General features: G+C 57.5%; 17 protein-coding genes. 12 read left to right on the top strand and 5 right to left on the bottom strand.

What is annotated here, in order from left to right; translation table 11 throughout:
- Positions 1-72 precede the first annotated feature (72 nt).
- Together BM395_RS05510 and BM395_RS05505 are read left to right on the top strand one after the other, a co-directional pair.
- Positions 73-2,445: a DUF1631 domain-containing protein gene (locus tag BM395_RS05510; RefSeq protein ID WP_090509557.1), complete on the top strand. Its 2,373-nt coding sequence runs from the start codon at positions 73-75 to the stop codon at positions 2,443-2,445.
- Positions 2,446-2,454: 9 nt separating this feature from the next.
- Positions 2,455-2,787: a PilZ domain-containing protein gene (locus tag BM395_RS05505; protein ID WP_090509554.1), complete on the top strand. Its 333-nt coding sequence runs from the start codon at positions 2,455-2,457 to the stop codon at positions 2,785-2,787.
- Positions 2,788-2,901: 114 nt separating this feature from the next.
- Here the strand turns inward: BM395_RS05505 and clpB are convergent, their stop codons facing one another.
- From clpB to rluD, 3 genes are all read right to left on the bottom strand, one after another.
- Complete coding sequence (clpB, locus tag BM395_RS05500; RefSeq protein ID WP_090509550.1) at positions 2,902-5,469, bottom strand: ATP-dependent chaperone ClpB; 2,568 nt, start codon at positions 5,467-5,469, stop codon at positions 2,902-2,904.
- Positions 5,470-5,745: 276 nt separating this feature from the next.
- A complete protein-coding gene (pgeF, locus tag BM395_RS05495; RefSeq protein WP_069898102.1) occupies positions 5,746-6,483 on the bottom strand; it encodes a peptidoglycan editing factor PgeF in 738 nt (245 codons plus the stop codon).
- Positions 6,480-7,454 carry a 23S rRNA pseudouridine(1911/1915/1917) synthase RluD gene (rluD, locus tag BM395_RS05490; protein ID WP_090509544.1) on the bottom strand — a complete coding sequence of 325 codons (975 nt, stop codon included), beginning with the start codon at positions 7,452-7,454 and terminating at the stop codon, positions 6,480-6,482. The genes pgeF and rluD overlap by 4 nt, the downstream gene beginning before the upstream one ends.
- 148 nt (positions 7,455-7,602) lie before the next feature.
- Here rluD and BM395_RS05485 point away from each other — a divergent pair, with 148 nt between their 5' ends.
- Positions 7,603-8,598 (top strand): outer membrane protein assembly factor BamD, encoded by a 996-nt coding sequence (locus tag BM395_RS05485; RefSeq protein WP_069898104.1) that lies wholly within the window; start codon positions 7,603-7,605, stop codon positions 8,596-8,598.
- 697 nt (positions 8,599-9,295) lie between these two features.
- On the opposite strand, the gene BM395_RS05480 is transcribed toward BM395_RS05485, so the two are convergent.
- Entirely contained in the window at positions 9,296-10,930 is a 1,635-nt protein-coding gene (locus BM395_RS05480; RefSeq protein ID WP_090509541.1) for an NAD+ synthase, read from the bottom strand.
- Between the two features lie 302 nt (positions 10,931-11,232).
- Here BM395_RS05480 and BM395_RS05475 point away from each other — a divergent pair, with 302 nt between their 5' ends.
- Genes BM395_RS05475 through BM395_RS05465 form a run of 3 tightly spaced genes read left to right on the top strand, consistent with a single transcriptional unit; the run spans position 11,233 to position 14,388 of the window.
- On the top strand, positions 11,233-11,466 hold the full coding sequence (locus BM395_RS05475) for a PP0621 family protein (RefSeq protein ID WP_090509538.1): 234 nt from the start codon (positions 11,233-11,235) through the stop codon (positions 11,464-11,466).
- Positions 11,456-13,048: a sensor histidine kinase gene (locus tag BM395_RS05470; protein WP_090509535.1), complete on the top strand. Its 1,593-nt coding sequence runs from the start codon at positions 11,456-11,458 to the stop codon at positions 13,046-13,048. Before BM395_RS05475 ends, BM395_RS05470 begins: the two co-directional genes overlap by 11 nt.
- 2 nt (positions 13,049-13,050) lie before the next feature.
- A complete protein-coding gene (locus BM395_RS05465) occupies positions 13,051-14,388 on the top strand; it encodes a sigma-54-dependent transcriptional regulator (protein WP_069898108.1) in 1,338 nt (445 codons plus the stop codon).
- Positions 14,389-14,462: 74 nt separating this feature from the next.
- Here the strand turns inward: BM395_RS05465 and thiO are convergent, their stop codons facing one another.
- The gene (gene thiO, locus BM395_RS05460) at positions 14,463-15,563 is read right to left on the bottom strand and encodes a glycine oxidase ThiO (RefSeq protein WP_090509532.1); all 1,101 of its coding nucleotides are present in this window, start codon (positions 15,561-15,563) and stop codon (positions 14,463-14,465) included.
- A gap of 332 nt (positions 15,564-15,895) precedes the next feature.
- Between thiO and BM395_RS23700 the strand changes: the two genes are divergently transcribed.
- The 6 genes from BM395_RS23700 (at position 15,896) to BM395_RS05430 (ending at position 23,123) form a co-directional block, all read left to right on the top strand.
- Positions 15,896-16,366 carry a GspH/FimT family pseudopilin gene (locus tag BM395_RS23700; protein WP_170860553.1) on the top strand — a complete coding sequence of 157 codons (471 nt, stop codon included), beginning with the start codon at positions 15,896-15,898 and terminating at the stop codon, positions 16,364-16,366.
- A complete protein-coding gene (pilV, locus tag BM395_RS05450; RefSeq protein WP_090509525.1) occupies positions 16,363-16,845 on the top strand; it encodes a type IV pilus modification protein PilV in 483 nt (160 codons plus the stop codon). Before BM395_RS23700 ends, pilV begins: the two co-directional genes overlap by 4 nt.
- Positions 16,842-17,465, top strand: coding sequence for a PilW family protein (locus BM395_RS05445; RefSeq protein WP_090509522.1), 624 nt, complete (start codon positions 16,842-16,844; stop codon positions 17,463-17,465). The genes pilV and BM395_RS05445 overlap by 4 nt, the downstream gene beginning before the upstream one ends.
- The gene (locus tag BM395_RS05440) at positions 17,465-17,962 is read left to right on the top strand and encodes a PilX N-terminal domain-containing pilus assembly protein (protein ID WP_069898113.1); all 498 of its coding nucleotides are present in this window, start codon (positions 17,465-17,467) and stop codon (positions 17,960-17,962) included. Before BM395_RS05445 ends, BM395_RS05440 begins: the two co-directional genes overlap by 1 nt.
- Positions 17,963-17,976: 14 nt before the next feature.
- Complete coding sequence (locus BM395_RS05435; RefSeq protein WP_090509519.1) at positions 17,977-22,650, top strand: hypothetical protein; 4,674 nt, start codon at positions 17,977-17,979, stop codon at positions 22,648-22,650.
- A gap of 62 nt (positions 22,651-22,712) precedes the next feature.
- Entirely contained in the window at positions 22,713-23,123 is a 411-nt protein-coding gene (locus BM395_RS05430; RefSeq protein WP_069898545.1) for a type IV pilin protein, read from the top strand.
- Positions 23,124-23,369: the final 246 nt, after the last annotated feature.

The raw sequence follows: 23,369 nt of genomic DNA, 5'->3' as shown, positions 1-23,369 counted from the left end.
CACTGCTATATCTTCACTGAAAACAACACCCGCGGACACCGCAGGAACTCATCGCTGCAGGCCAGGACAACAATGACAGACAAGGAAATCCCCAAGGGCCCAAAAGCAAATGAGCCGACGCTTGCTCGCCGGGGAATACAGCCACGCCTAGGCGAATTGGCCCTCAGCTGCCGCAAGCTATTAATGAACAACCTGGCTGAAAACCTTACCGAGGTATTCAACTGGGCCGATAGCGCATTGCTCGAAGCTTCATCTGCTCAGCACACCCCCAATGCTCAAGCCCTGTTTTATGACGCCAGATCGCGAATCCGTGATCTGCGCAAAAAGATCGAGCATGACTACCACCAAAAAATCTCACACAACTTCACCGAATTCTTTGAAGCCAAAGCAAGGATCAAAGCACCCGGCGCGCAAGCCCCGAGTGAAGAGCAACCGCTTACACTGATTGAACCGGATGTGTATGAAGAGAACATGCACATCACCAACATGGTCAACCGGGTCAGCACAGCAAGCGCCCCTCATCTATATGCACTCGAGCAGCGCCTGGCGTTGCTTAACCGTGGCGTCAGGCCGGATACAGAACTCAATCCGCTCGGCCCGCGCTTGATCGCGGAGGCTTTTCAACTGGCCCTGAAACCCCACGATCTGCAAATCCAGATAAAGGTGGTGCTTTATAAGCAGTTCGATCGCCATGTCATGAGCGGCCTCGACCTCACTTATCAGGCAGTCAATCAGCTCCTTATAGACGGAGGGATTCTGCCGAACCTTAAATACAGCATCCGCAAACCGAAAAGTTCCGGCACAACCGGGCCCACTGGCGGCAGCCACGCGCCAGCCGCGCATACGGGCGAAGGAACACAGCCCGGCGCACCTGCTGGCATGCAAGGCGCGCCCAGTTCAGGGCACCCCGGCACCGCATCAAGCTTCTCTGTACCTGAAACTCCGGGCACATTCAGCGCAACTCCGCCGACAGATCCCAACGTGCTGCTGAGCAGTCTGGCCGGCTTGATGACCGAGCACCGCCGCTCACACCGCGATGATCCATTGCTCGGCGGCACGCACAGCATTGCCCACTTTGCCCCGACTGGCGCCACACGCAGTTACAGTGCAGGCGAGTTACTGGATGCCCTCAACCGCATGCAGCAACTCACCGCACAGGACATTGCCAAGCGGCTGATGGCGCCGCAACCTGTAGAGGCGCTGAAGGCAGACCTGCACCAGCAGCTCTCTTCCTATAGCGATGAGCCCGAGCAGCACAAGCTGACAGAGCAACAAGCCAACGTCATTGACCTGGTCGGTATGCTGTTCGATTTCATCCTTGATGACGAAAACCTGCCAAACGCCTGCAAAACCGTGCTCTCGCACTTGCATACGCCGTACCTTAAGGTCGCCCTGCTCGACAGCGCGCTGTTCAGCCAGCACAGCCACCCGGCCCGCCAATTGCTCAACACCATGGCCCAGGCTGGGGTTATTTATGGCTGTGAAGGCGAAGACTCTGATTTGCTGGGTAAAATGCAGCAGGTTGTCGAACAGGTAATCAACGGCTTTACCGGCGATCTGGCGCTATTTGGGGAATTGACCGAAGAGTTCAGCGCCTACGTCGACACGCTCAAGCGCAAGGTTGAACTGCGCGAGCGCCGCGCGGTAGAGACAATCAAGGGGCGCGACAAGCTGCTCGAAGCCCGCGAGTTTGCCAATGAGGTGATAGCGGCCAGCCTTGCGGACCGGGAACCTCCAACGATTATCCGTAACTTCCTGAAGCTGACCTGGACCGATGTTCTGGTGTTTATCTACCTGCGTCACGGCCGGGACAGCGAAGACTGGCAAAGCGCCTGCAATGCCGCCGAGCAACTGGCATGGAGCGGCACCGTACTCGACGCACAGGGCCTCAAGCGCTTGCATGAAGTGCGCGTGCATTTACTCGAATCACTGCACGACGGCCTTAACCTGCTGGGCGGATACAACGAAGAAGGTATTCGCCGGCTGCTGCAGGACATCGTCACCTGCCAGCATGCCGTTCAGGCACGCCAGCCGGAGCTGGCCGAGAAGCTCAACCCGAGCTTACTCGAAAGCCAACTGGGCAAAATGATCGAGGATCAACCCGTCGCCAAACCGGAGGACAGCGAAATCCCTCCACGCATCAAGGCGCTGATCAAAGAACTTGAACTGATCGAGTTCGGCACATGGTTCGAGTGCACGACCAATACCCCGTCGCGCCGTCTCAAACTTTCATGGTTCAGCCCCACCACGCGCAATTACATGTTTGTGGATAACAGCGGGCAGCGCGTGAGTATCAAAACCCTGCGCGAACTGGCCGAAGAGGTCGAAAAAGGCGTGATGCGGATAATCCCGGCAGACTCTGCCAACCCGATCATGGATCGCGCCCTGAACGCGATTTACCGCATTATGCAGCGCTTTAGCGGCCGCACCACCGAGACATCCTGAGGAGTTTTCATGGACGAGCGTCGCCAGCAGAACCGCTACAACACCGAGCTGCAACTGGAAGTTTACGACCTGCACACCGAGGAATACCTCGGCCGGGTTGTCGACCTTTCAAACGAGGGTTTCATGCTGTTCTGCAACACTGAAATAGCCGTGGACAGCATCATCGCAGGGCGCCTTAAATGCGCGCAAACCATCGAAGGCCTGAGTGATATCACCTTTGGTGCAGAATGCCTCTGGAGCCGCCCTGGTGCGGATGGCCAGCATGGCTGGGCTGGATTTCACATCATCGACCTGGCCGAGGAGCACGAGGCCACCCTACAAGCCCTGCTCAAGCTGCATTGAAACGCCCGAGCATGCTTGACCAGGCGCTTGGCTTGCACCTTTGACGCCAGGCGCAAGCCGAAAAGCAGGCAAAAAAAGCCCCGCACTGGGCGGGGCTCATGTCACGTTAGCCTGTTACTGCGCAAAAACGATTTCATCGTCTTCGACACGGCCTATCAACGGGCTGCCGGGCTGGTACTTGCCGGCCAGAATCAACTGCGCCAGCGGGTTCTCGATCCAGCGTTGAATCGCACGTTTTAGTGGCCGCGCCCCGTATACCGGGTCGTAACCGATGGCGATCAACTTCTCCAGTGCCTCATCACTCAGCTCAAGCGTCAGCTCACGCTCCGCCAGACGACCGCGCAGGCGCTCCAACTGAATCTGCGCAATACCAGCGATCTGCTCATGGGCCAGCGGCTCGAATATCACAACCTCGTCGATCCGGTTAATGAACTCCGGCCGGAAGTGTGTGCTCACGGCGTCCATCACGGCCGCACGCTGCGCTTCGCGATCACCCACCAACTCCTGAATCTGCGCCGAGCCCAGGTTGGAGGTCATCACCACCACCACATTGCGGAAATCCACTGTGCGCCCGTGGCTGTCGGTTAGCCGGCCATCTTCCAGCACTTGCAGCAAGATGTTGAAGACGTCCGGATGGGCTTTTTCAACCTCATCCAGCAGCACCACCGAGTAAGGCTTACGCCGCACTGCTTCGGTCAGATAACCGCCTTCCTCGTAGCCCACATAGCCAGGTGGAGCACCAATCAAACGGGCCACGGAGTGTTTCTCCATGAACTCGGACATGTCGATACGCACCAAAGCCTCTTCGGTATCAAAGAGGAACTCCGCCAGCGCCTTGCACAGCTCGGTTTTACCCACACCGGTAGGCCCGAGGAACAGGAACGAGCCGCTTGGCCGATCCGGATCTGACAGACCCGCACGCGAGCGACGCACGGCATTGGATACGGCCACCACAGCCTCATCCTGACCAATTACCCGCTCGTGCAGCAGTGTCTCCATTTTCAGCAGCTTGTCGCGCTCGCCTTCGAGCATTTTCGACACGGGAATGCCGGTCCACTTGGAAACCACTTCGGCGATTTCTTCCTCGGTCACCTTGCTGCGCAGCAGTTGATTCTCGGTCTTGCCGTGCTGATCGACCATCTCAAGGCTGCGCTCAAGATCCGGGATAATGCTGTACTGCAGGCGCGCCATCTGCTCAAGCTCGCCCTTGCGGCGGGCAACTTCAAGCTCCTGACGGGCTTGCTCGATCTTCTGCTGAATCTGCGCGGAGCCATGGACCTCGGCCTTCTCCGACTTCCAGATATCTTCCAGATCGGCGTATTCGCGCTCCAGACGACCGATTTCATCCTTGAGCTTTTCCAGACGCTTCACGGCTGCATCATCTTCCTCGCGCTTGAGCGCCTCACGCTCAACCTTGAGTTGAATCAAGCGGCGCTCCATGCGATCAAGCACTTCAGGCTTGGAGTCGATTTCCATGCGGATACGGCTCGCAGCCTCGTCGATCAGGTCGATTGCCTTGTCCGGCAGTTGCCGATCGGTGATGTAGCGATGGCTGAGTTTGGCCGCCGCAATAATCGCGCTGTCGCTGATCGCAACCCGGTGGTGCACTTCATAGCGCTCTTTAAGGCCACGCAGAATCGCGATGGTGTCTTCCTCGCTTGGCTCATCGACCAACACCTTTTGGAAACGCCGCTCCAGTGCGGCGTCCTTCTCGATGTATTGGCGATATTCGTCAAGCGTGGTCGCGCCTACGCAATGCAACTCACCCCGCGCCAATGAAGGCTTGAGCATGTTGCCCGCGTCCATCGCGCCCTCGCCTTTACCGGCGCCGACCATGGTGTGCAACTCGTCGATAAACAGGATGATCTGGCCTTCCTGCTTCGACAGTTCGTTGAGTACCGCCTTGAGGCGCTCCTCGAACTCACCGCGGAACTTGGCACCCGCAATCAGCGCCCCCATATCCAGCGAGAGCAGACGCTTGCCTTTAAGGCCATCCGGCACTTCGCCATTGATAATGCGCTGGGCGAGGCCTTCAACGATGGCGGTTTTACCGACACCGGGCTCACCAATAAGCACGGGGTTGTTCTTGGTGCGGCGCTGCAACACCTGAATGGTGCGACGAATTTCATCGTCGCGACCAATCACCGGATCAAGCTTGCCCTCTTCGGCGAGCTTGGTCATGTCGATGGTGTATTTGTCCAACGCCTGACGCGACTCTTCGACGTTGGGATCATTCACCGCATCGCCGCCACGCAAGTTGTTCACGGCGTTTTCCAGGGCTTTCTTACTAACGCCCTGACCGAGCAACAATTTGCCGAGTCGAGTTTTATCATCCAGCGCGGCCAGCAGCACCAGCTCGCTGGAGATGAACTGATCACCTTTCTGCTGCGACAGGCGATCAGCCTGATTAAGCAGGCGCGCGAGATCCTGCGACAAGTTCACATCGCCCGTCGGGCTCTGAATCTTGCCGAGCTGATCAAGTTCTTTGGTCAATGCGTTGCGCAGGCTGTTCACATCAAAACCGACCTGCATCAGCAGCGGTTTGATGCTACCGCCTTGCTGATCCAGCAAAGCCTGCATCAGGTGCAACGGTTCGATAGCAGCGTGGTCGAGGCCGACAGCCATCGATTGGGCGTCGGACAAGGCAAGCTGCAATTTACTGGTTAAACGGTCTATTCGCATAACGTCACCCTTCCTTTAAAAGCAGGCCGGCGCACACAACCGCACCTAAAAACAAAACCTGCCGAGATGAACAATAGATCGGGGCGATTGCGCAAAATTCAAGCAACGAAGGAAGGATTTGATATTCAAGCCACGCCGCGCGCCCCACACCAAACCATAAGACGGAGGATGGATGCCCCGCAAGGAGGCAATCCGTCATGGCGACCCCATCGCCCAAATCCGCGAATCACACGCAAATCAAAGCCAGACCGCGCACGATCATGACAATCCAGCCGGTTAATTTGCCAGCCAGATCAGTGATGCAAAGCGTCCGGTGCGATTGGCCAGACGATAGGAATAGAACCGTGGATCTGTCACGGTACAAAAATCGCCGCCGTAAACAGCGGTAATTCCGCGAGCAGCCAGGCGAATGCGCGCGAGCTGATAGATGTCCGCCATGAAACGGCCACTATTCTCGCTGGGTTTGAATGCCTCCACGGCATTGGCGTGCTGAGCGACGAAGGCTTCGCGCACCTCTGCCCCCACTTCAAATGCTTGCGGGCCAATCGCAGGCCCCAGCCAGACCAAGGTTTCTTCAGGCTCGACGGCCATTTCATCCAGCGTCGCTTCAAGCACGCCAGCCGCCAGCCCACGCCACCCTGCATGCGCAGCGGCGACGCGCTTGCCGGCGCGATCACAGAACAACACAGGTAAACAGTCCGCAGTCATTACCGTGCAGGCGACGCCCGGTGTTGCAGTCCAGCTGCCGTCGGCGCTGAGCACTTGCGTCGGGTCTGCCTCGACCACGGCAACGCCATGAACCTGGCTCAGCCAGGCAGGCTTGCAACCAATCAGACTGATCAGACGCTGGCGGTTTTTGGCCACCGCAACCGGATCATCATCAACGTGCTCGCCCAGATTCAGCGTATCGAACGGCGCCAAGCTGACACCGCCCGAGCGTGTGGTAATGCAAGCTCGAACCCAGGCTGGCGCGGGCCAATCCGGGGTTAGCCAGTCGTGCGCAAAACTGCTCACCCGATAAATGCCTCGCGGTCTTGGCGCAACAATGTCAGCAGCCATACCAGATCATCCGGTAATGGCGACTCCCACTTCATGCGCTTGCCGGTCTCTGGGTGATCCAGCTCCAGAAAGCGCGCGTGCAGGGCCTGACGTGGAAACTCTTTAAGGCTTTGCACCAGCGTCGGGCTGGCAGCCGGCGGAATCCGGAAACGCCCGGCATAAACCGGATCGCCAACCAACGGATAACCAACGTGGCTCATGTGCACACGAATCTGGTGGGTGCGCCCGGTTTCGAGCTTGACCCGGGTGTGCGTGTGCGAGCGGAAACGTTCCAGTACGCGGTAATGACTGGTGGCCGGCTTGCCGCCATCCGTCACTGCCATGCGCTGGCGTTGCGCCGAGCTACGCCCGATAGGTGCATTGATGGTGCCGCCGGCGGTAATTACGCCAATAACGATGCACTCATAAATACGACTAACGGTACGTTTTTGTAACTGATCCACCAGTTGCGTCTGCGCCTGAATGTTTTTTGCCACGACCATGAGGCCCGTGGTGTCTTTATCCAGACGATGGACAATGCCGGCGCGTGGCACGTTGACGATATCCGGAACATGGTGCAACAACGCATTCAGCAATGTGCCGCTGGCATGCCCGGCAGCCGGATGCACAACCAATCCGGCCGGTTTGTTGATCACCAGGATATGTTCGTCTTCGTAGACGATATCCAGCGGGATATCTTCCGCAACCCACTCACCCTGCGCTTCTTGCTCGGCATTGAGAACCAGCACTGAGCCGCCGTGAACGATGTCACGCGGGCGCACCACCTGATCATCAACGGTCAGCAGGCCTTCTTTTATCCAGGCGGAAAGGCGCGAACGGGAGTGCTCCGCGAAGAGTTGGGCGGCGACTTGATCGAGGCGTTGACCACCCATTTCGGATGGAACCTCGGCGCTTAAATGAATGGCCTGCTTAATTATTGATGACATACTCTGCAACAGCGGGGGGCATAGCCTTTGGTTTCAGCTACGCGCTTGTGGTTAAATACGGCGACTTTGCCCCAGGGCTACCGGGGGCGTTCATCATAACAGGACGGCTGAGCTCAAGACAGCCGCCGTCACAGGGACGCAAGCCGCCATGCAAGTGAAACACCTGCTGCTGATCGCCATCCTCGCTCTAACAGCCGCCTGTTCGTCTAAAGAACCGCTGGACGAGAACCTCAGTGAAACCGAGCTGTACCAGCAGGCCCAGCTTGACCTGGACAATAATAGCTACTCCAGCGCCGTTACCAAGCTGAAAGCGCTGGAGTCGCGTTACCCGTTCGGCCGTTACGCTGAGCAGGCTCAGTTGGAGCTGATCTACGCGCACTACAAGAATTCGGAGCCGGAAGCTGCACGCGCGGCGGCCGAGCGCTTTATTCGTCTGCACCCGCAGCACGCCAACGTCGATTACGCCTATTACCTCAAGGGTCTGGCGTCGTTCGACCAGGATGTCGGCCTGCTCTCGCGCTTTCTGCCGCTGGACATGACCAAGCGTGACCCAGGCGCTGCCCGTGACTCGTATAACGAGTTCGCCCAGCTCACCAGCCGCTACCCGACCAGCCGTTACGCGCCGGACGCCAAGCAGCGGATGATTTACCTGCGCAACCTGCTGGCCGCCTACGAAATTCACGTGGCGCACTACTACATGACTCGCCACGCCTATGTTGCGGCTGCCAACCGTGGCCGCTACGTGGTTGAGAACTTCCAGGAGACCCCGGCAGTGGGTGACGGCCTGGCGGTAATGACCGAGGCGTATCAGCACCTGACCCTGACCGAGCTGGCCAACACCAGCCTGGAAACGCTGAAGCTCAACTACCCGGATCACCCAAGCCTTGAAGACGGCCAGTTCGTGCCTCTCGAAGAAGAGGAAGACAACCGTTCCTGGCTGGCCAAGATGACTCTGGGCCTGATTGAAACCGACGCTCCGCTGCCGCCAGGTGAAACCCGCGCCAGCCAGGATGTTGAGCGCCAGTACCAAGACGCCCAGGACCAGATCCCGAAAGAGATCCGTGAAGGCGCGGTCGAAGAGCCTGAAGTCGAGAGCGATGATCGCTCATGGTTCAGCTACATGACCTTTGGCGTGTTTGACTAAGCGCCAACGCGTCACACAAAAAAGGAGGCTCAGGCCTCCTTTTTTGTACCTGCGATTTGTTCAATCAACACCATCGGAGGATGGATAGCCCCGCACCGGGGCAATCCGTCGCGCGACAACGTCGCCAAAATTCGCCAGTTCGCGCACAAATCAAAAGCCGAACCGCGCACGACCGCGAAACCGCCATGACGGATTAACCTGCGGTTTATCCATCCTCCGCAGGTGGCGACACGCAGCATTGCGCCACGTCACGCCATTACACATCACACCAAACCACGCCACACGGCGACCGGAGGATGGATAGCCCCGCACCGAGGCAATCCGTCACGCGACAACGTCGCCGAAATTCGCCAATCCACCCACAAATCAAAAGCCAAACCGCGTACGACCGCAAAATCGCCATGACGGATTAACCTGCGGTTTTTCCATCCTCCATGGGTGACGGCACGCAGCATTGCGCCACGTCACGTCATTACACATCACACCAAACCACGCCACACGGCGACCGGAGGATGGATAGCCCCGCCCCGGGGCAATCCATCACGCGACACCGTCGCCAAAATTCGCCAATTCGCCCGCAAATCAAAAGCCAAACCGCGTACCACCGCGAAATCGCCATGACGGATTAACCTGCGGTTTATCCATCCTCCGCAGGAATTGGCCCGCCCTGCTTACGCTTCACGCAAAGCGGTCGATCTTAATCCCCGCGACGCCAGCCTGAGGTGATTGGGTAACGGCGGTCACGGCCGAAGCCGCGCTGGGTTACGCGCACGCCAACGGCGGCTTGACGGCGCTTGTACTCGTTCAGATCAACCAGGCGCAGCACGCGGTTTACTGTGTCGGCATCAAACCCTTCGGCGATGATGGCATTGGCCGACAGGTCGTATTCGATGTAAAGCTTGAGGATTTCATCGAGCACCGGATACGGCGGCAGCGAGTCTTCGTCTTTTTGATCCGGCGCCAGCTCGGCTGATGGCGGACGGTCAATAACCCGCTGCGGAATCACCGGGCTCAGCGTGTTGCGGTACTCGCAAAGACGGAATACCAGGGTTTTGGGCACGTCTTTGAGCACATCAAAGCCACCGGCCATGTCGCCGTAAAGCGTGGCATAACCCACTGCCATTTCACTCTTGTTGCCGGTGGTCAGCACCAGATAGCCCTTCTTGTTCGAAATGGCCATCAACAGCGTGCCACGGCAGCGCGCTTGCAGGTTCTCTTCGGTGGTATCGCGGCCCATGCCCTCGAATACCGGTGCCAGGGTCGTCATGAACGACTCGACCATCGGCGCAATCGGTAACACCCGATAGGTGACGCCCAGCGCACGCGCTTCGGCCTCGGCATCTTCCAGGCTGATTTGCGCGGTGTAGTGATAAGGCATCATGATCGCTTCGACATGCTCAGCGCCCAGCGCATCAACCGCCACCGCCAACGTCAGTGCCGAGTCGATACCGCCCGACAACCCGAGCAGCACGCCCTTGAAGCCATTTTTGCGCACATAGTCGCGCACGCCCACAACCAACGCATCGTATACGCTGGCTTCCAGCTCTGGCAGCGCTGCACTGGCCGCTTCACGCGGGACAATTTGTTGATCGTCGAGAATCTGCAAATCGACCGGATACAGCCCCTCGCGGAACGCGGCAATTCGCGAATGCACCGTACCATCGGCTGCAACCACACAGCTTCCGCCATCGAACACCAGCTCATCCTGACCGCCCACCTGATTGACGTAGACGATCGGCATCTGCCCGGCACGCGCGCGCTCACTCAGCACTTCTTCGCGCTCACGCTGTTTATCCAGATGGAACGGTGAGGCGTTGAGGCTGAGCATCAACTGCGCACCGGCGTCACGCGCCTGCTGCATGGGCTCGGCGAACCAGATGTCTTCACAAATGGTCAGGCTTACAGCAATACCCTTTATATCGACAACGCACGGCTGATCGCCCGGAATGAAGTAGCGTTTTTCGTCGAAAACCTGATAGTTGGGCAGCTTCTGCTTGTAATAGCGGGCCAGCAACTGGCCATCGGCGATGACTGCGCAGGCGTTGTAACGCACCTCGTCTTCCAGCCACGGGAAGCCAACCACCACATATATGCCGCGTACTTCGTCCTGCACACGCTTGAGTGCCTGCTCGATACGCAGCTGCATGCTCGAACGCAGCAGCAAGTCTTCTGGCGGATAGCCGCTCAGCGCCAGCTCGGGGAACACAATTACGTCAGCATTCCACTGGTCGCGGGCGCTGCACGCAGCCTCGATCACTTGCTCGGCGTTGCCGTGAACGTCGCCGACTCGCATATTCAATTGGGCCATCACGACCCGCAGGGTTTGGCTCATGGCCGCCTCCACCAAATAAAAAGCATGTGCAATGGCATTCTGATGCTCATCGCCGTATGGCGCGCATTGTCCCGCATCGGCGCGTCCGAGAACAACGTCAAGCCCACTATTTAGCGCGAGCAATGTCACCTATTGCGGGTAATCTTAGGCGCAACACTGCCGAGCAATAGACAGTAAGACGATTAAAAATCGCCGATCATAGGCATTCGCTGATTCGCCCGCCGAATTAAGTCGAAATTAGCGGCTGTGCGCACCGGACAAGCTTCGCTAAACTGCCTGCACCCCTTTTGGAAGAGCATTTTATGGGCCTTTTTCGCCTGATACTGATTATTGCAATTGCAGCTGCCGGCTACTGGCTGTTCCGCCGAATCACCCGCCCTGCCCGGCCCAAGACCAAAGCCAACACGGCCAAGCCCATGGTGCGTTGCGCGCATTGCAATCTGTACTTGCCGCAAGAGCAGGCGCTTGAGCAAAACAGCCGTTGGTACTGCAGCAAGAAGCACTTAGAGCAAGGCCCGAAATCCGGTGATCACTGATAAGTTCACCCTGCGCGGCGCTCAAGGCCGACGGATACTCAAGCTCTACAACCTTTACCGCGTAATCATCGGCCTGGCGCTGGCCTTCCTTATTTCCAGCGACCTCGACAGCCAGTTACTCGACATGGTGCATCCGGCGCTATTTCGTGCCGGCAGTTGGTTCTACCTGATTCTCAACATCACCATTGCGGTCAGCGTGCAACGTCCGCGCAGCACGGTGCAGATATTCAGCCTGGCATTGGTCGATGTCATTCTGCTCTGCGCGCTGTTCTTTGCCGCAGGCGGCACGCCGAGCGGTATCGGCAACCTGCTGATTGTGGCGGTGGCCATATCCAATATTCTGCTGCGCGGCAGAATCGGCCTGCTGATCGCGGCCATTGCCACTATCGGCATGATTTACCTGACGTTCTACCTGAGCATCATTCACCCATCGGCGTCGAGCCAATATGTGCAGGCCGGGGCACTCGGGACCCTGTGTTTCGCCGCTGCGCTATTCGTTCAGGGCATCAGCAAACGTCTGTATTTGAGCGAGACCCTGGCGGAGCAACGTGCTGAAGAAGTTGCCAATCTGGAAGCCCTCAACTCGCTGATTTTGCAGCGCATGCGCACCGGCATTCTGGTGCTGGATACGCATAACCGCGTGCTGTTGGCCAACGATGGCGCCAAACGCCTGCTGGGACACACGGACATTACCGGGCTGATTGTTGATCCGCACTGCCCGGAGTTAATCAACTGCCTGCATCAATGGCATTACAACCCGACCCTGCGCTCGGCCGAGTTCAGGGCTCAGCCGGATGGCCCGATGCTGCAACCAAGCTTTGTTAAGGTGCAACACGGTGCGCAGCAGAACGTGCTGGTGTTTCTGGATGACACCACCGAGCTTGCCCAGCAAGCGCAGCAACTCAAGCTGGTTGCCCTTGGCCGCCTGACCGCTGGCATCGCCCACGAGATACGCAACCCGTTGGGCGCCATCAGTCACGCCTCGCAATTGCTCAATGAGTCGGAAGATTTGCAGGCCCCCGATAAACGCCTGATCCAGATTATTCAGGATCAGTCTCGGCGGATGAACCTGATTATCGAGAACGTGCTGCAGCTATCCCGCCGTCGCCAGCCGGAGCCGCAACTGCTCGACCTTAAATACTGGGTTCACCGTTTCGCCAGCGAGTTTCGCGGCACCCTGAAAAGCTCGCAGACGCTGCACGTAGAAACGCTCAAGGGCAACACCAAAACCCGCATGGACCCCAACCAGCTGACCCAAGTGGTCACCAATCTGGTGCAAAACGGCTTGCGCTATAGTGCTCAGAACAACAGTCAGGCGCAGGTCTGGTTACGTTTGTTCTGCGCCGATGAAACCGAATTGCCGGTACTTGAGGTTCTCGATGATGGGCGTGGCGTTCCAAGCGATCAGGTCTCGCACATCTTCGAACCCTTCTTTACTACCGAAAATAAAGGCACCGGCCTTGGCCTGTATATTTCGCGCGAACTGTGCGAGAGCAATCAGGCCAGGCTGGATTACAAACCTCGTGATGAAGGTGGTAGCTGTTTTCGCATCACCTTTGCCCACCCGCGTAAATTGAGCTGAACATGACCCGCCAAAGAGCATTGATCGTTGACGACGAGCCCGATATCCGCGAGCTACTTGAGATAACCCTTGGCCGCATGAAGCTCGACACCCGTTGCGCGCGCAATGTTAAGGAGGCGCGTGAATGGCTGAGCAAAGAGCCATTTGACCTGTGCCTGACCGACATGCGCATGCCCGACGGCACCGGCATTGAGTTAGTGCAATACATCAGCCAGCGCCACCCGCAGATGCCCGTCGCGATGATTACCGCTTACGGCAGCCTCGACACAGCGGTAAACGCGCTAAAGGCCGGGGCGTTTGACTTCCTGACCAAGCCGGTGGATCTCAACCGCCTGCGCGAGTTGGTGAACAGCGCATTACGTCTGGGTTCAGTCGATAATCAGAAGTTGCCGGTTGATAGCCGCCTGCTCGGCGACTCACCGCCGATGAACAGCCTGCGCAAGCAAATCCACAAACTGGCCCGCAGTCAGGCGCCGGTTTACATCAGTGGCGAGTCAGGCAGCGGCAAGGAGTTGGTGGCGCGGTTGATTCACGAATCCGGCCCACGCACCGAACAGCCGTTCGTGCCGGTCAACTGTGGCGCCATCCCTTCCGAGCTGATGGAAAGCGAGTTCTTCGGCCACAAGAAAGGCAGCTTCACCGGCGCCATAGAAGACAAGCAAGGGCTGTTTCAAGCGGCCAACGGCGGCACCCTGTTTCTTGATGAAGTCGCCGATCTGCCGCTGGCGATGCAGGTGAAACTGCTGCGCGCGATTCAGGAAAAAGCCGTGCGCCCGGTGGGCGGTCAGCAGGAAGTGGTGGTCGATGTGCGCATCCTCTCTGCCACCCATAAAGACCTCGGCGCCGAAGTAGCTGCCGAGCGTTTCCGTCAGGATTTGTTCTATCGCCTCAACGTGATCGAACTGCGCGTACCGGCCTTGCGTGAACGCCGCGAAGACATCAGCCAATTGGCAAATGCCATGCTTGCAAGACTTGCCACAGGCTCCGGCGCAAGCCCCGCGACGCTTACCAGCGAGGCACTGGACAAGCTCAAGTGCTACCGTTTTCCCGGCAACGTGCGCGAACTGGAGAACATGCTTGAGCGCGCCTACACCCTGTGCGAAGGCGACGAGATCAGCGCCGGCGATTTGCGCCTTGCCGACGCCTCACCGGGCGGCGATGCCAGCGAGGCGAGCCTGGCCGAGATCGACAACCTTGAAGATCACCTCGAAGAAATCGAGCGCAAATTGATCATGCAGGCGCTGGAAGAGACCCGCTGGAATCGCACCGCCGCGGCCCAACGCCTCGGCCTGACATTTAGGTCCATGCGCTACCGCCTGAAGAAACTGGGCATCGATTAAACCCAAACGCCAAAGCCCGAAAGCGATAATCACGGCGACAGCAACTGCATAGGTTGACTGTCGCCTCGCCACGTTTACAGACGGTTGTCCGGGGCGTAAGGATCGGGGGCGATGATCGGCGCGCGTCCCAGCAGCAAATCGGCCAGCAACTGGCATGACGCTGGCGCCAGCACCAGCCCGTTGCGGTAATGGCCGCAGTTCAGCCACAAGCCCGGATGCGCGGAAACAGGCCCGATAAACGGCACACCGTCCGGCGAGCCTGGACGTAAACCGGCCCAATGCCCGACCACTTCGGCATCCGCCAATGCGGGCAGCAACTCTATCGCCGAGGCATGCAGGCTCGCGAGCGCAGTCTCGGTTGGCGTCTTGTCATAACCTTCGTGCTCAAGGGTGCTGCCGACCAGAATGTGCCCGTCGCGGCGCGGAATGGCATAACGGCCTTTGGCCAATATCATGCTCGGCAGAAAGTCATCGGCGCACTTGAACAAAATCATCTGGCCTTTGACCGGCACTACCGGCAACTCGATGTTCAGGCTGCGTAATAAATCGCCGCTCCAGGCACCTGCCGCCACAATCACCCGCTCTGCCAGCCACTCGCCTGCGGCGGTTTTAACGCCAACCACCCGCTCGCCATCACGGACAAAGCCGGTCACTTCAGCGGCTTCGCGCAGCTGTACATTGCCCAATCCCTGCAAGGCGGCGCGCAACGATTTAATCAGCCGTGGGTTACGCACATTGGCCACTCCGGGCATGTGCAGAGAGCGTTGATAGCCAGGCCCAAGCGGCGGGACAGCGCGATACACCGAGTCGATATCTTCTGCAGACAAGGGCCGCTGATTGCGCTGCGCCCAACTCAGCGCGTCTGCCTCGTCGTCGAGATCCAGCCAGTGCAGCCCGGTCACATGAACTTCAGGGTCGATTCCGGTAGCCGCCAGTAATTGCTCGGCAAGCTTGGGATAGAAATCTTGTGACCAGTGCGCCAATGCCGACACAGCCGGTGCATAACGCCACGGATACAACGGCGAGACAATACCGCCACCGGCCCACGACGCCTCACTTCCCACCTGTTGCTGGCGCTCCAGCAACAACACCTTCTGGCCAGCCTGCGCCAACCCGAGGGTGGTCAGCAAACCGATTACACCACCACCAATTACGACTGCATCAACCCCTGACATGCACCCTCTCTTGTTGCTGTGTATGAACAAATGTGCTGCGACATTGGCCAATTATGCCCGTCAGCGCCGCGAGGGGCAGCAACAAAACCGCAATCATCACGGTGGTGCCGCAAAGCAGATTTGCGACCTGCGTCGCGCAAATCCTCCTGACGCAATTTCCTGTAGTAATTCCCGACCTTTCGCCGCCCCGGATTGAGAACCCTCACCGCACTCACGCAGGCCAAATCCGGCTGAATGGCGTCGTTGGCTAACCGTTGCGCTCGTACCTGTTGAATTGGGTGGCGCAATTAATGGACATGGTTAGCGCTATCGGATGGAACCGAGGAGACCCAATGCGCACTCAAAAAGGCTTCACCCTGGCCGAGTTACTGATGGTGGTAGCCATCATAGGGATTCTGGCTACTATCGGCGTTCCCAGCTTTCGCTCGCTGATACTCGATAACCGCCTGAGCAGCACCGCCAATAGCCTGCTCGGTGTGATGCAAATGGCCCGCAGTGAAGCGGCCATGCTGCGCAGCACCATTACGGTATGCGCTGCCAGCCGTGATCAAAGCGCCTGCGTAGATGATGCGAACTGGAGCGCCGGTATTCTAATCACGCAGGGCAACGACATTCTGCGCGTGGTGCCGTTGAGCAGCGCCGGTGTAACCATCACCAGTACACGGCCGCGCATCGACTATCGCGGTGACGGTAAAACCACTGCGGCCTCTTTCACGCTCAACGACTCACGCGGCGATGCCTTCGCGCGAAAGATCCAGGTTAATGCCATCGGCCAGGCCTGCAGCGGTGCGTCTTGCTCATGAAAACACTCACTGGGCAACGCGGTTTCACCCTGCTTGAAGTGCTGATCGCCGTGGTGATTTTATCCATCGGTTTACTGGGCATGGCAACGCTGATGATGACTAGCGTTCAGGCCAGCCAAGGCGCTTACTTACGCGGCCAGGCCAGCTTGCTGGCGTATGACTTCTCGGAACGCACCCGCCTCAATCATGCGTTAGCCAGCAGCGCCGATGACTACCTGCTCGACGCTGACGCTCAACTCGAGGTCGACTACAGCCTGGGCGAGCGCCCCGAGTGTGGCGACGACGGTTGTACGGACACTGAGCAGGCGCAGCTTGATCTGCACCAATGGCAAACCATGCTGGCCTCAAGTATTCCCGGGGCTCGGGCCAACATTACCCGCACCGACAACCAGTACAGCATCGAAATTATCTGGGTGGAATCCTCCGCGCTTGAGGGCGTAACAGGTGACTCCAGCTTTGCCGTGAGTTTTGACTTATGAGCAAGCAAACGGGCATGTCCCTGATAGAGCTGATGGTGTCCATTTTGATCAGCTCATTGCTGATTCTCGGGGCAATCGAATTATTCGCCAGCACATCGGCCTCCAACCGCACAAATGTTGCGGTGGCACGCGTACAGGAAAGCGGTCGGATCGCGTTGGAGATTATCGGCAGCGATGCCCGCAGAGCCGGGTATCAAGGGTGCCGCTCGGCTAGAAGCACACTGAAAATCAAGGGCCTGACCCTGCCCAACGATGCCATTGAAGCGGGCGAACGCAGCATTACGTTCAACTACGCCACCACGCAAGACACCGGTGTGCCGTTCTCGTACTACAAAACCTGCCAAGGCGAAGCGCTGTTTCTCAAGCGCGTGACCTACAGCCAATGCGAAACCAACCGCCTGTGCATGGACGACGAACCCGTGCTCGATCACGCACACATCAACGCCATTGAGTTCGCAGTTGTGGCAGACAGCCAAACCTTGTGGGTTGAAAGCAGCGAAGTGACGCCCGAACAGCTTGCCGACACTCGCGCCATACGCGTGAGCCTGGAAATTAACGATGCACGTGACGAGGTCGTCCGCACCTACAGCAACACCTATCAGTTGAGGAATCGACTCTGATGAATGCTCGCCATGAACAAACCGGAGCGGCCTTGCTGATCAGCCTGTCGCTGTTGCTGCTGCTCACCATTATCGCCATTGCAGCCGCGTACCAGTCGTCGCTACAGGTACGCATGGCCACCAACAGCCAGGAACAAAACACTGCCTTTCAAGCTGCAGAAAATGGCATTCAGGCGTGGATCGAAAACTTCAAGAAATCCCTGACGATAGCCGCCTCGCCCGATGTTCTGGGCACCGTCAGCTTTATACGCAGCAGCGATGGCAGCAATGAAACCCAGGTGGCGCAATTCATTGCCAAGGCCGCCAGCCCCGGAACCTGCGAAAAAGTAGTGCCCGCCTATTCGCTGGACGCAGCCGAAGATTCGAGCACCTTTCAATTCGCCTGTTTCAACATCGTCAGTCGCAGCAATACCTGCGTTGATACGGATATCAGCTGCTCACCCGCTGAGCACCCCGCACGAGCCGAGCACCGTCAAGGTCATCTGGTCCGCTACTAATCAAGGAGAGCAGCATGAATTGCTCGAATAATCGCCCGCGCGCACTCACTACCACCGCTGCATTTTTATTGGCGCTGCAAATTCCACTGAGCGCTGGCGACGATACTGAAATTTTCTTTGGCGAGCCGCCACCTGAATCAACAGCGCGCCCAAACGTGATGTTTATTCTGGATAACTCAGACTCTATGAGCGCAGTTGACAGAGGCCAAAACAGCTCGCGACTGGTGCAGATGAAGCAAGCGTTCCGCGGCCTTCTCAATACGGCTGAAGACATCAATATCGGTCTGATGACCATTCAGCCGAACCCGAAAACCAAGTCGCGCATGCTGATGAAAGTCCAGCATATCGACCAACCCATGAACAACAAACTGGCCACGCCGGCTTTGCGCCAAAGTGGAGACGACTCAAGCTACTTGAGCAACGGAACCACCCGCGCCAGTGATAAAACATTGGTTATGGGCTTCATTAAAGCGCCCACTGGCCAACAGTTGAATCCATCCAGTATCAGCCGCTCATTGGGTGCATCCGCAGGTTACAACAGCGATTTCTCGTCGTACTTTGTGCTCAATCAGAATGGCGACTCAGTTGCTTGCTCAGCCAAACTGGACGCCACCAGCACTGAGTGTCCGGGCGGCGTTAAAACCCAGCTTGAAAGTAGCAACGGTGCGTCCGGCAACGATGGCTTGCTATTGTTTCGCAACCTCAACATTCCACAAGGTGTGACGATCAAGTCAGCCAAGTTGATCCTCAAAGGCACCTCAACCCAATCCCCCAGCCGGTTCAATATCAAGCTTGAAAACAGCAAGACGGCCAGCGCCATTAATGCGGGCAACCCTCTAAGTCGCCGCAACTTTAGCAACACCGATCTGCATCTCAGCCAAATCCCGTCTCGCAACCACGACACGATTACATTCGACCTCACCCGCCAATTACAAAAGCTTCAGCAACTAGCGCCTGCACTCAATCCTATTGGCGATGTCGCTTTGCGTGTGCGGGGGGCTACGCCTGCAAGTTATCCCTGGCACATTGGTGACGGTGCAGCCGACTCCCCTCGCCTGGAAATCAGCTGGTCAGGCAATGAAGACAGCAACCGAGCGACAGGGCTGCGGTTCGAGGATGTGGCGATCCCACAAGGCGCCCGCCTCACCTCGGCACGAATCGACTTTGTGCCCGCAAGCTCAGATGATCGTCCGGTTACCTTCGCCATCGCTGCGCAGAACGGCACTGATACTGAGGTGTTTGGCAGCACGGAGAACTTCATGAACAGGAGTAAAACCAAGTCGATCAACTGGACGCCCGATGCGTGGCGAACAAGCGCAGAAAACAATTACATTGAAGGCCCCGATGTCACCGAACTGGTTCAAGGCATCGTCGACAGGCCTGGTTGGTGTGGCAACAACTCACTGGCATTCTTCCTGTCTCCAACTGCCGGGGAAGGCAGCCGCACGGCTTACAGTTTTGATCACGGTGAAGACCTCAAGCCCGTGCTGAGACTGGCGTTCTCCGACGGCGATGAGGGTTGTTTGAACCCGATCATCAATATCTCGGTGCTCAACAAGAAAGACGACGGCTCGCAGAACAGACCGCGTTCCTGCGTCAATGCAAATAACTGCAGCGGTGGGCAGGTCAGCATCACCAGCAATCACTTGCCGTTTGCGCATAGGTTTCTCCTCAGCCGCTTTCAACATGTCCCGGTGAAGAAAAACGCCCAGGTGATGAGTGCCGAAATTCTGGCGACGCCCAATACTGACGCTCCGGGCAGGACTCAAGTCTTCTTCGAGAACACTGGCAACTCTGCGGCCCTTGCTCTGAACACCAATAATTTAAGCAGACGCACGTATGGCCAGCTAGCAGGCGCTTGTGAGTTTGGCGGTGTGGGCACGAGCGGCGTGCAACAGCGTTGCACGACTACAGAGCTTAAAGACCGGCTACAGGCAGTTTTCAATCATTCGAGGTGGAGCGACGATAACGCCCTTGCTCTTCTGCTCAGACCGGTGAGCGGCTCAGCGCAACTGAAGAGCCGCGAACATGGCGCCGAGTCTGCCGTGCAATTACGCATCAAGTTGCGTCACGGCGGGCTGGGGGAAAACAAATACACCTCGCGTGACTTCATGCGTGGTCATGTGAATGCCCTGACTTTGCACCTGGGCACTCAAATTGTGCCCGCGCTTAACGAAGCCGCGCGGTATTACACACAGATACCGGGTAAGCACCTTGGCAAGAATCCAAGCCCGATTGAAAGCTCGTGTCAGCCCAATTATGTGGTCCTGCTCACTGACGGTGCGGCCTTCAACGGCCCTGCCGAGAACACCATTGGTGAAGCTGCACGCGCCAGCATCCAAAGGCTTGCGGGAGCGTGTCGGGGCGACAGCAATAAAATATCTGAAAAGTGCGGACGTACCCTCGCCCGCTGGATGCATGAGCAGGACCAATCACCGCTCGAAGGTCTTAACAACATAATCACTCACACCATCGGCTTTTCCACTGGGGTCAATACCGGCCCCACCCGGTTTCTCAGCCAGCTGGCGAGCTTGGGCGGCGGCACCGCTTATAGCGCGAATAACGCGAGCAGTTTGTCGGATGTATTCAATAACATTTTGAGCACCGCAATGTCGGCTGATACCACTTTTGTAAATGCCAGTGCGCCGATCAATAGCCTTAACCGCTCAGATAATCTCGATCAGCTGTACTTCTCGATGTTCCGCCCCGGCAACACCAATCGATGGGCCGGCAATCTCAAGCGCTATCGCCTCAAGACCGAGGGCACTGAAGCGATTATCGTCGATGCGGATGATGCACCGGCAGTCGACTTGAACACCGGTTTTTTCTATGACAGCGCACGTAGCTTCTGGAATAGCATTCAGGATGGCTCAGACGTCACACTCGGCGGCGCGGCGGCCAAACTGCCCAGACCCGGCGATCGCAATATTTTCACCTTCAAAAACACTCCGGTTAACGGCCAGGCCAACACACTGCACTCATTACGAACGGCACATGCAGGCAACATATCGCCTACCCTGTTCGGGCTTCAATCCACTCAAGCGGGCGCACGTGACAACCTGGTGAAATATATCAACGGGTATGAGCGTGACAACCGCACGATCCGTTTTGCACTCGGTGACTCCCTGCACTCATCACCTCGCCAGGTCACTTATGGCTGTAAAGGCAACTACAGCAACGGCCGCTGCAGCGATCCTGACATCACTGCGATATTGGGCACCAATGAAGGGTTCATCCATGGTTTTGATACGGCCACCGGCATCGAGCAATTTGGCTTTATGCCTAAAGAGTTGCTGCCCAATATCCGCTTTCTGCGCGCCGACCAGCAATCCACCAATGACACGCCCCACCTCTATGGAATGGATAACACAGCAACCATCTGGTTCAACGACCTCAACAATAACGGGGTGATTTTTGGCGACCCTGCATCAGGCAGCTCCGCTGGGCTCAATAAAGGCGAGTTTGTATACGCTTACGCCAGCCAGCGTCGTGGCGGCAACAACCTCTACGCACTGGATATCACCCGGCGTAACAGCCCTAAACTTCTCTGGCAAATCAACGACTCGTATCCCGGCTTCAGCCAACTTGGACAAACCTGGTCGGTGCCCCAGAAAACCAAGATCAAAGTCGGTGATGAGATTCGTGATGTGCTGATTTTTGCGGGGGGCTATGACCAGAATCAGGATGAACTCAACTACACAACCAGCGTTTATACCGCCGATACCGTGGGCAACTCGATTTACATCGTCGATGCTAAAACGGGCAGCCTGATTTGGTCCGCCAGCAACCGCTCAGGGCATACCCTGAAACTCGACAAAATGCAGTACAGCATCCCTTCAAACATCCGCGTCATCGATATTCAGGAGGCCAACGGCGAATTGGTCAGTGACGACGAGAAACTCGCCGACCAGTTCTTTGTCGGCGATACGGGTGGCCAGGTCTGGCGTTTCTTCATCAATAATGGCAACAGCGCCGCCAACCTTGTGACCGCTGGCAGCAATGGCGGTGTACTCGCCAGCTTGGGCAATGCCAGCACCGCCGAACATGCACGCAAGTTCTTCAGCGCGCCAGATGTTGCGGTGCTGGATGTGGACGGTCAGCGTTCACTCAGCATCAACATTGGCAGCGGCTATCGCAGCCATCCGTTGAACAAAACCATTCGCGACCGTTTCTATTCACTGCGAACCTCCGCAGTCTTTGCAGATGACTCGCAAAGCGTGCTGACTGAAAGCAAACTGTATAACGCGACTCAAAACCTGGTGCAGCAGGGCAGCGCTCAGGAGCAGGCCACGGCGCTGGATGCATTTAGCGATCCGGATCGAGGCTGGTTCATCGCCATGGGCAACACCGGCGAAAAGATCCTTTCCAGAGCGCTGACGGCGGGTGGTACGGTCAATTTCAACACCTACGAGCCCACGCCACCGAATGGCTGCCGCCCTTCGAGCGGCAGGAATCGCGCTTACTCGGTGCGGTTACGCGACGCCACACCGACACTGGTCGGTGTAGGCGAAACCGGCAGCCATGCTGACCGCTCAACCGAAAGTAACAGCAGTGGCATTGCTGGCGACCCGCAACTGTTTTGCAGCGGCGATAACTGCTGGGTGCTGCCCGATCCATCAGTCGAGCCCACTGAGGCCAACATGATCCCGCTGGGCAAAACCTACTGGATGGACAACACCCAACTGTAATGACGCTTTCTGGCGACGCGCAGCGCGTCGCCAGAAAGCGCAACTGCCAAGAGAAGGATCTCATGCGCAAGCAAGCCGGCTTTACCCTGATTGAGTTGATGATCACCGTCGTGGTGATCGGCATTCTGGCAGCCATCGCCCTGCCCAGTTACAACAGCTACATCCGCCGCAGCCATTGCGAAAATGCCAAGGCAACCATGCTCGGCGCCGCCAATCTGATGGAACGCTACCGGGCACAAAACAACACGTATATAAATGCCAGCCTCGGCCGCTACGCCCAAAGCCCGACCGATGGCAGCAAGCAATTCACCCTTGCGCTGACCACTTCATCGCCTACCCGCTACAGAATAATCGCCATCCCCACAGCAATGCTCAACGGCAAAGGCCTCTTGAAGCTGGAGTCGACCGGTGAGCGCAGCGCTACGGGCCGCTTTGAGGAAATTGACGCGTGGAGTAGCTGCAACGGAATTTAAGCCTAAATGGGGGCGCAGCTGTGCTCAGCCTTATCAGTCGAAACGCTAATAGTCACCCTGTGAAACGCCCCCTCAATGATGACTCAACGCCTGCAATCCGGGCCTGAATCGCTGCCAAAAATCCCTGCGGCGTCCGCGTAAAGTCCCCCCATAAAACAGCCCGAAACCGATCATCGGCGTTCCACCTCCTTTCATCCCGTTATATAGGACAGTTGTCTGTGTGCTATGCAAACCTTAAAGCTCGGC

The sequence above is a fragment of the Pseudomonas marincola genome (assembly GCF_900116605.1).
GTDB lineage: Bacteria > Pseudomonadota > Gammaproteobacteria > Pseudomonadales > Pseudomonadaceae > Aquipseudomonas > Aquipseudomonas marincola.
The sequence above is the reverse complement of the archived record's forward strand: the minus strand, read 5'-3'. Positions and strand labels throughout refer to the sequence as shown.

Excerpts from the sequence above, each read along its gene's own strand:
- BM395_RS05475 (WP_090509538.1), top strand. The coding sequence starts at position 11,233 with ATGGGCCTTTTTCGCCTGATACTGATTATTGCAATTGCAGCTGCCGGC.
- BM395_RS05445 (WP_090509522.1), top strand. The coding sequence starts at position 16,842 with ATGAGCAAGCAAACGGGCATGTCCCTGATAGAGCTGATGGTGTCCATT.
- BM395_RS05430 (WP_069898545.1), top strand. The coding sequence starts at position 22,713 with ATGCGCAAGCAAGCCGGCTTTACCCTGATTGAGTTGATGATCACCGTC.
- BM395_RS05465 (WP_069898108.1), top strand. The coding sequence starts at position 13,051 with ATGACCCGCCAAAGAGCATTGATCGTTGACGACGAGCCCGATATCCGC.
- clpB (WP_090509550.1), bottom strand. The coding sequence starts at position 5,469 with ATGCGAATAGACCGTTTAACCAGTAAATTGCAGCTTGCCTTGTCCGAC.
- BM395_RS05505 (WP_090509554.1), top strand. The coding sequence starts at position 2,455 with ATGGACGAGCGTCGCCAGCAGAACCGCTACAACACCGAGCTGCAACTG.
- thiO (WP_090509532.1), bottom strand. The coding sequence starts at position 15,563 with ATGTCAGGGGTTGATGCAGTCGTAATTGGTGGTGGTGTAATCGGTTTG.
- BM395_RS05485 (WP_069898104.1), top strand. The coding sequence starts at position 7,603 with ATGCAAGTGAAACACCTGCTGCTGATCGCCATCCTCGCTCTAACAGCC.
- BM395_RS23700 (WP_170860553.1), top strand. The coding sequence starts at position 15,896 with ATGCGCACTCAAAAAGGCTTCACCCTGGCCGAGTTACTGATGGTGGTA.
- BM395_RS05440 (WP_069898113.1), top strand. The coding sequence starts at position 17,465 with ATGAATGCTCGCCATGAACAAACCGGAGCGGCCTTGCTGATCAGCCTG.
- rluD (WP_090509544.1), bottom strand. The coding sequence starts at position 7,454 with ATGTCATCAATAATTAAGCAGGCCATTCATTTAAGCGCCGAGGTTCCA.
- pilV (WP_090509525.1), top strand. The coding sequence starts at position 16,363 with ATGAAAACACTCACTGGGCAACGCGGTTTCACCCTGCTTGAAGTGCTG.
- BM395_RS05510 (WP_090509557.1), top strand. The coding sequence starts at position 73 with ATGACAGACAAGGAAATCCCCAAGGGCCCAAAAGCAAATGAGCCGACG.
- BM395_RS05435 (WP_090509519.1), top strand. The coding sequence starts at position 17,977 with ATGAATTGCTCGAATAATCGCCCGCGCGCACTCACTACCACCGCTGCA.
- BM395_RS05480 (WP_090509541.1), bottom strand. The coding sequence starts at position 10,930 with ATGAGCCAAACCCTGCGGGTCGTGATGGCCCAATTGAATATGCGAGTC.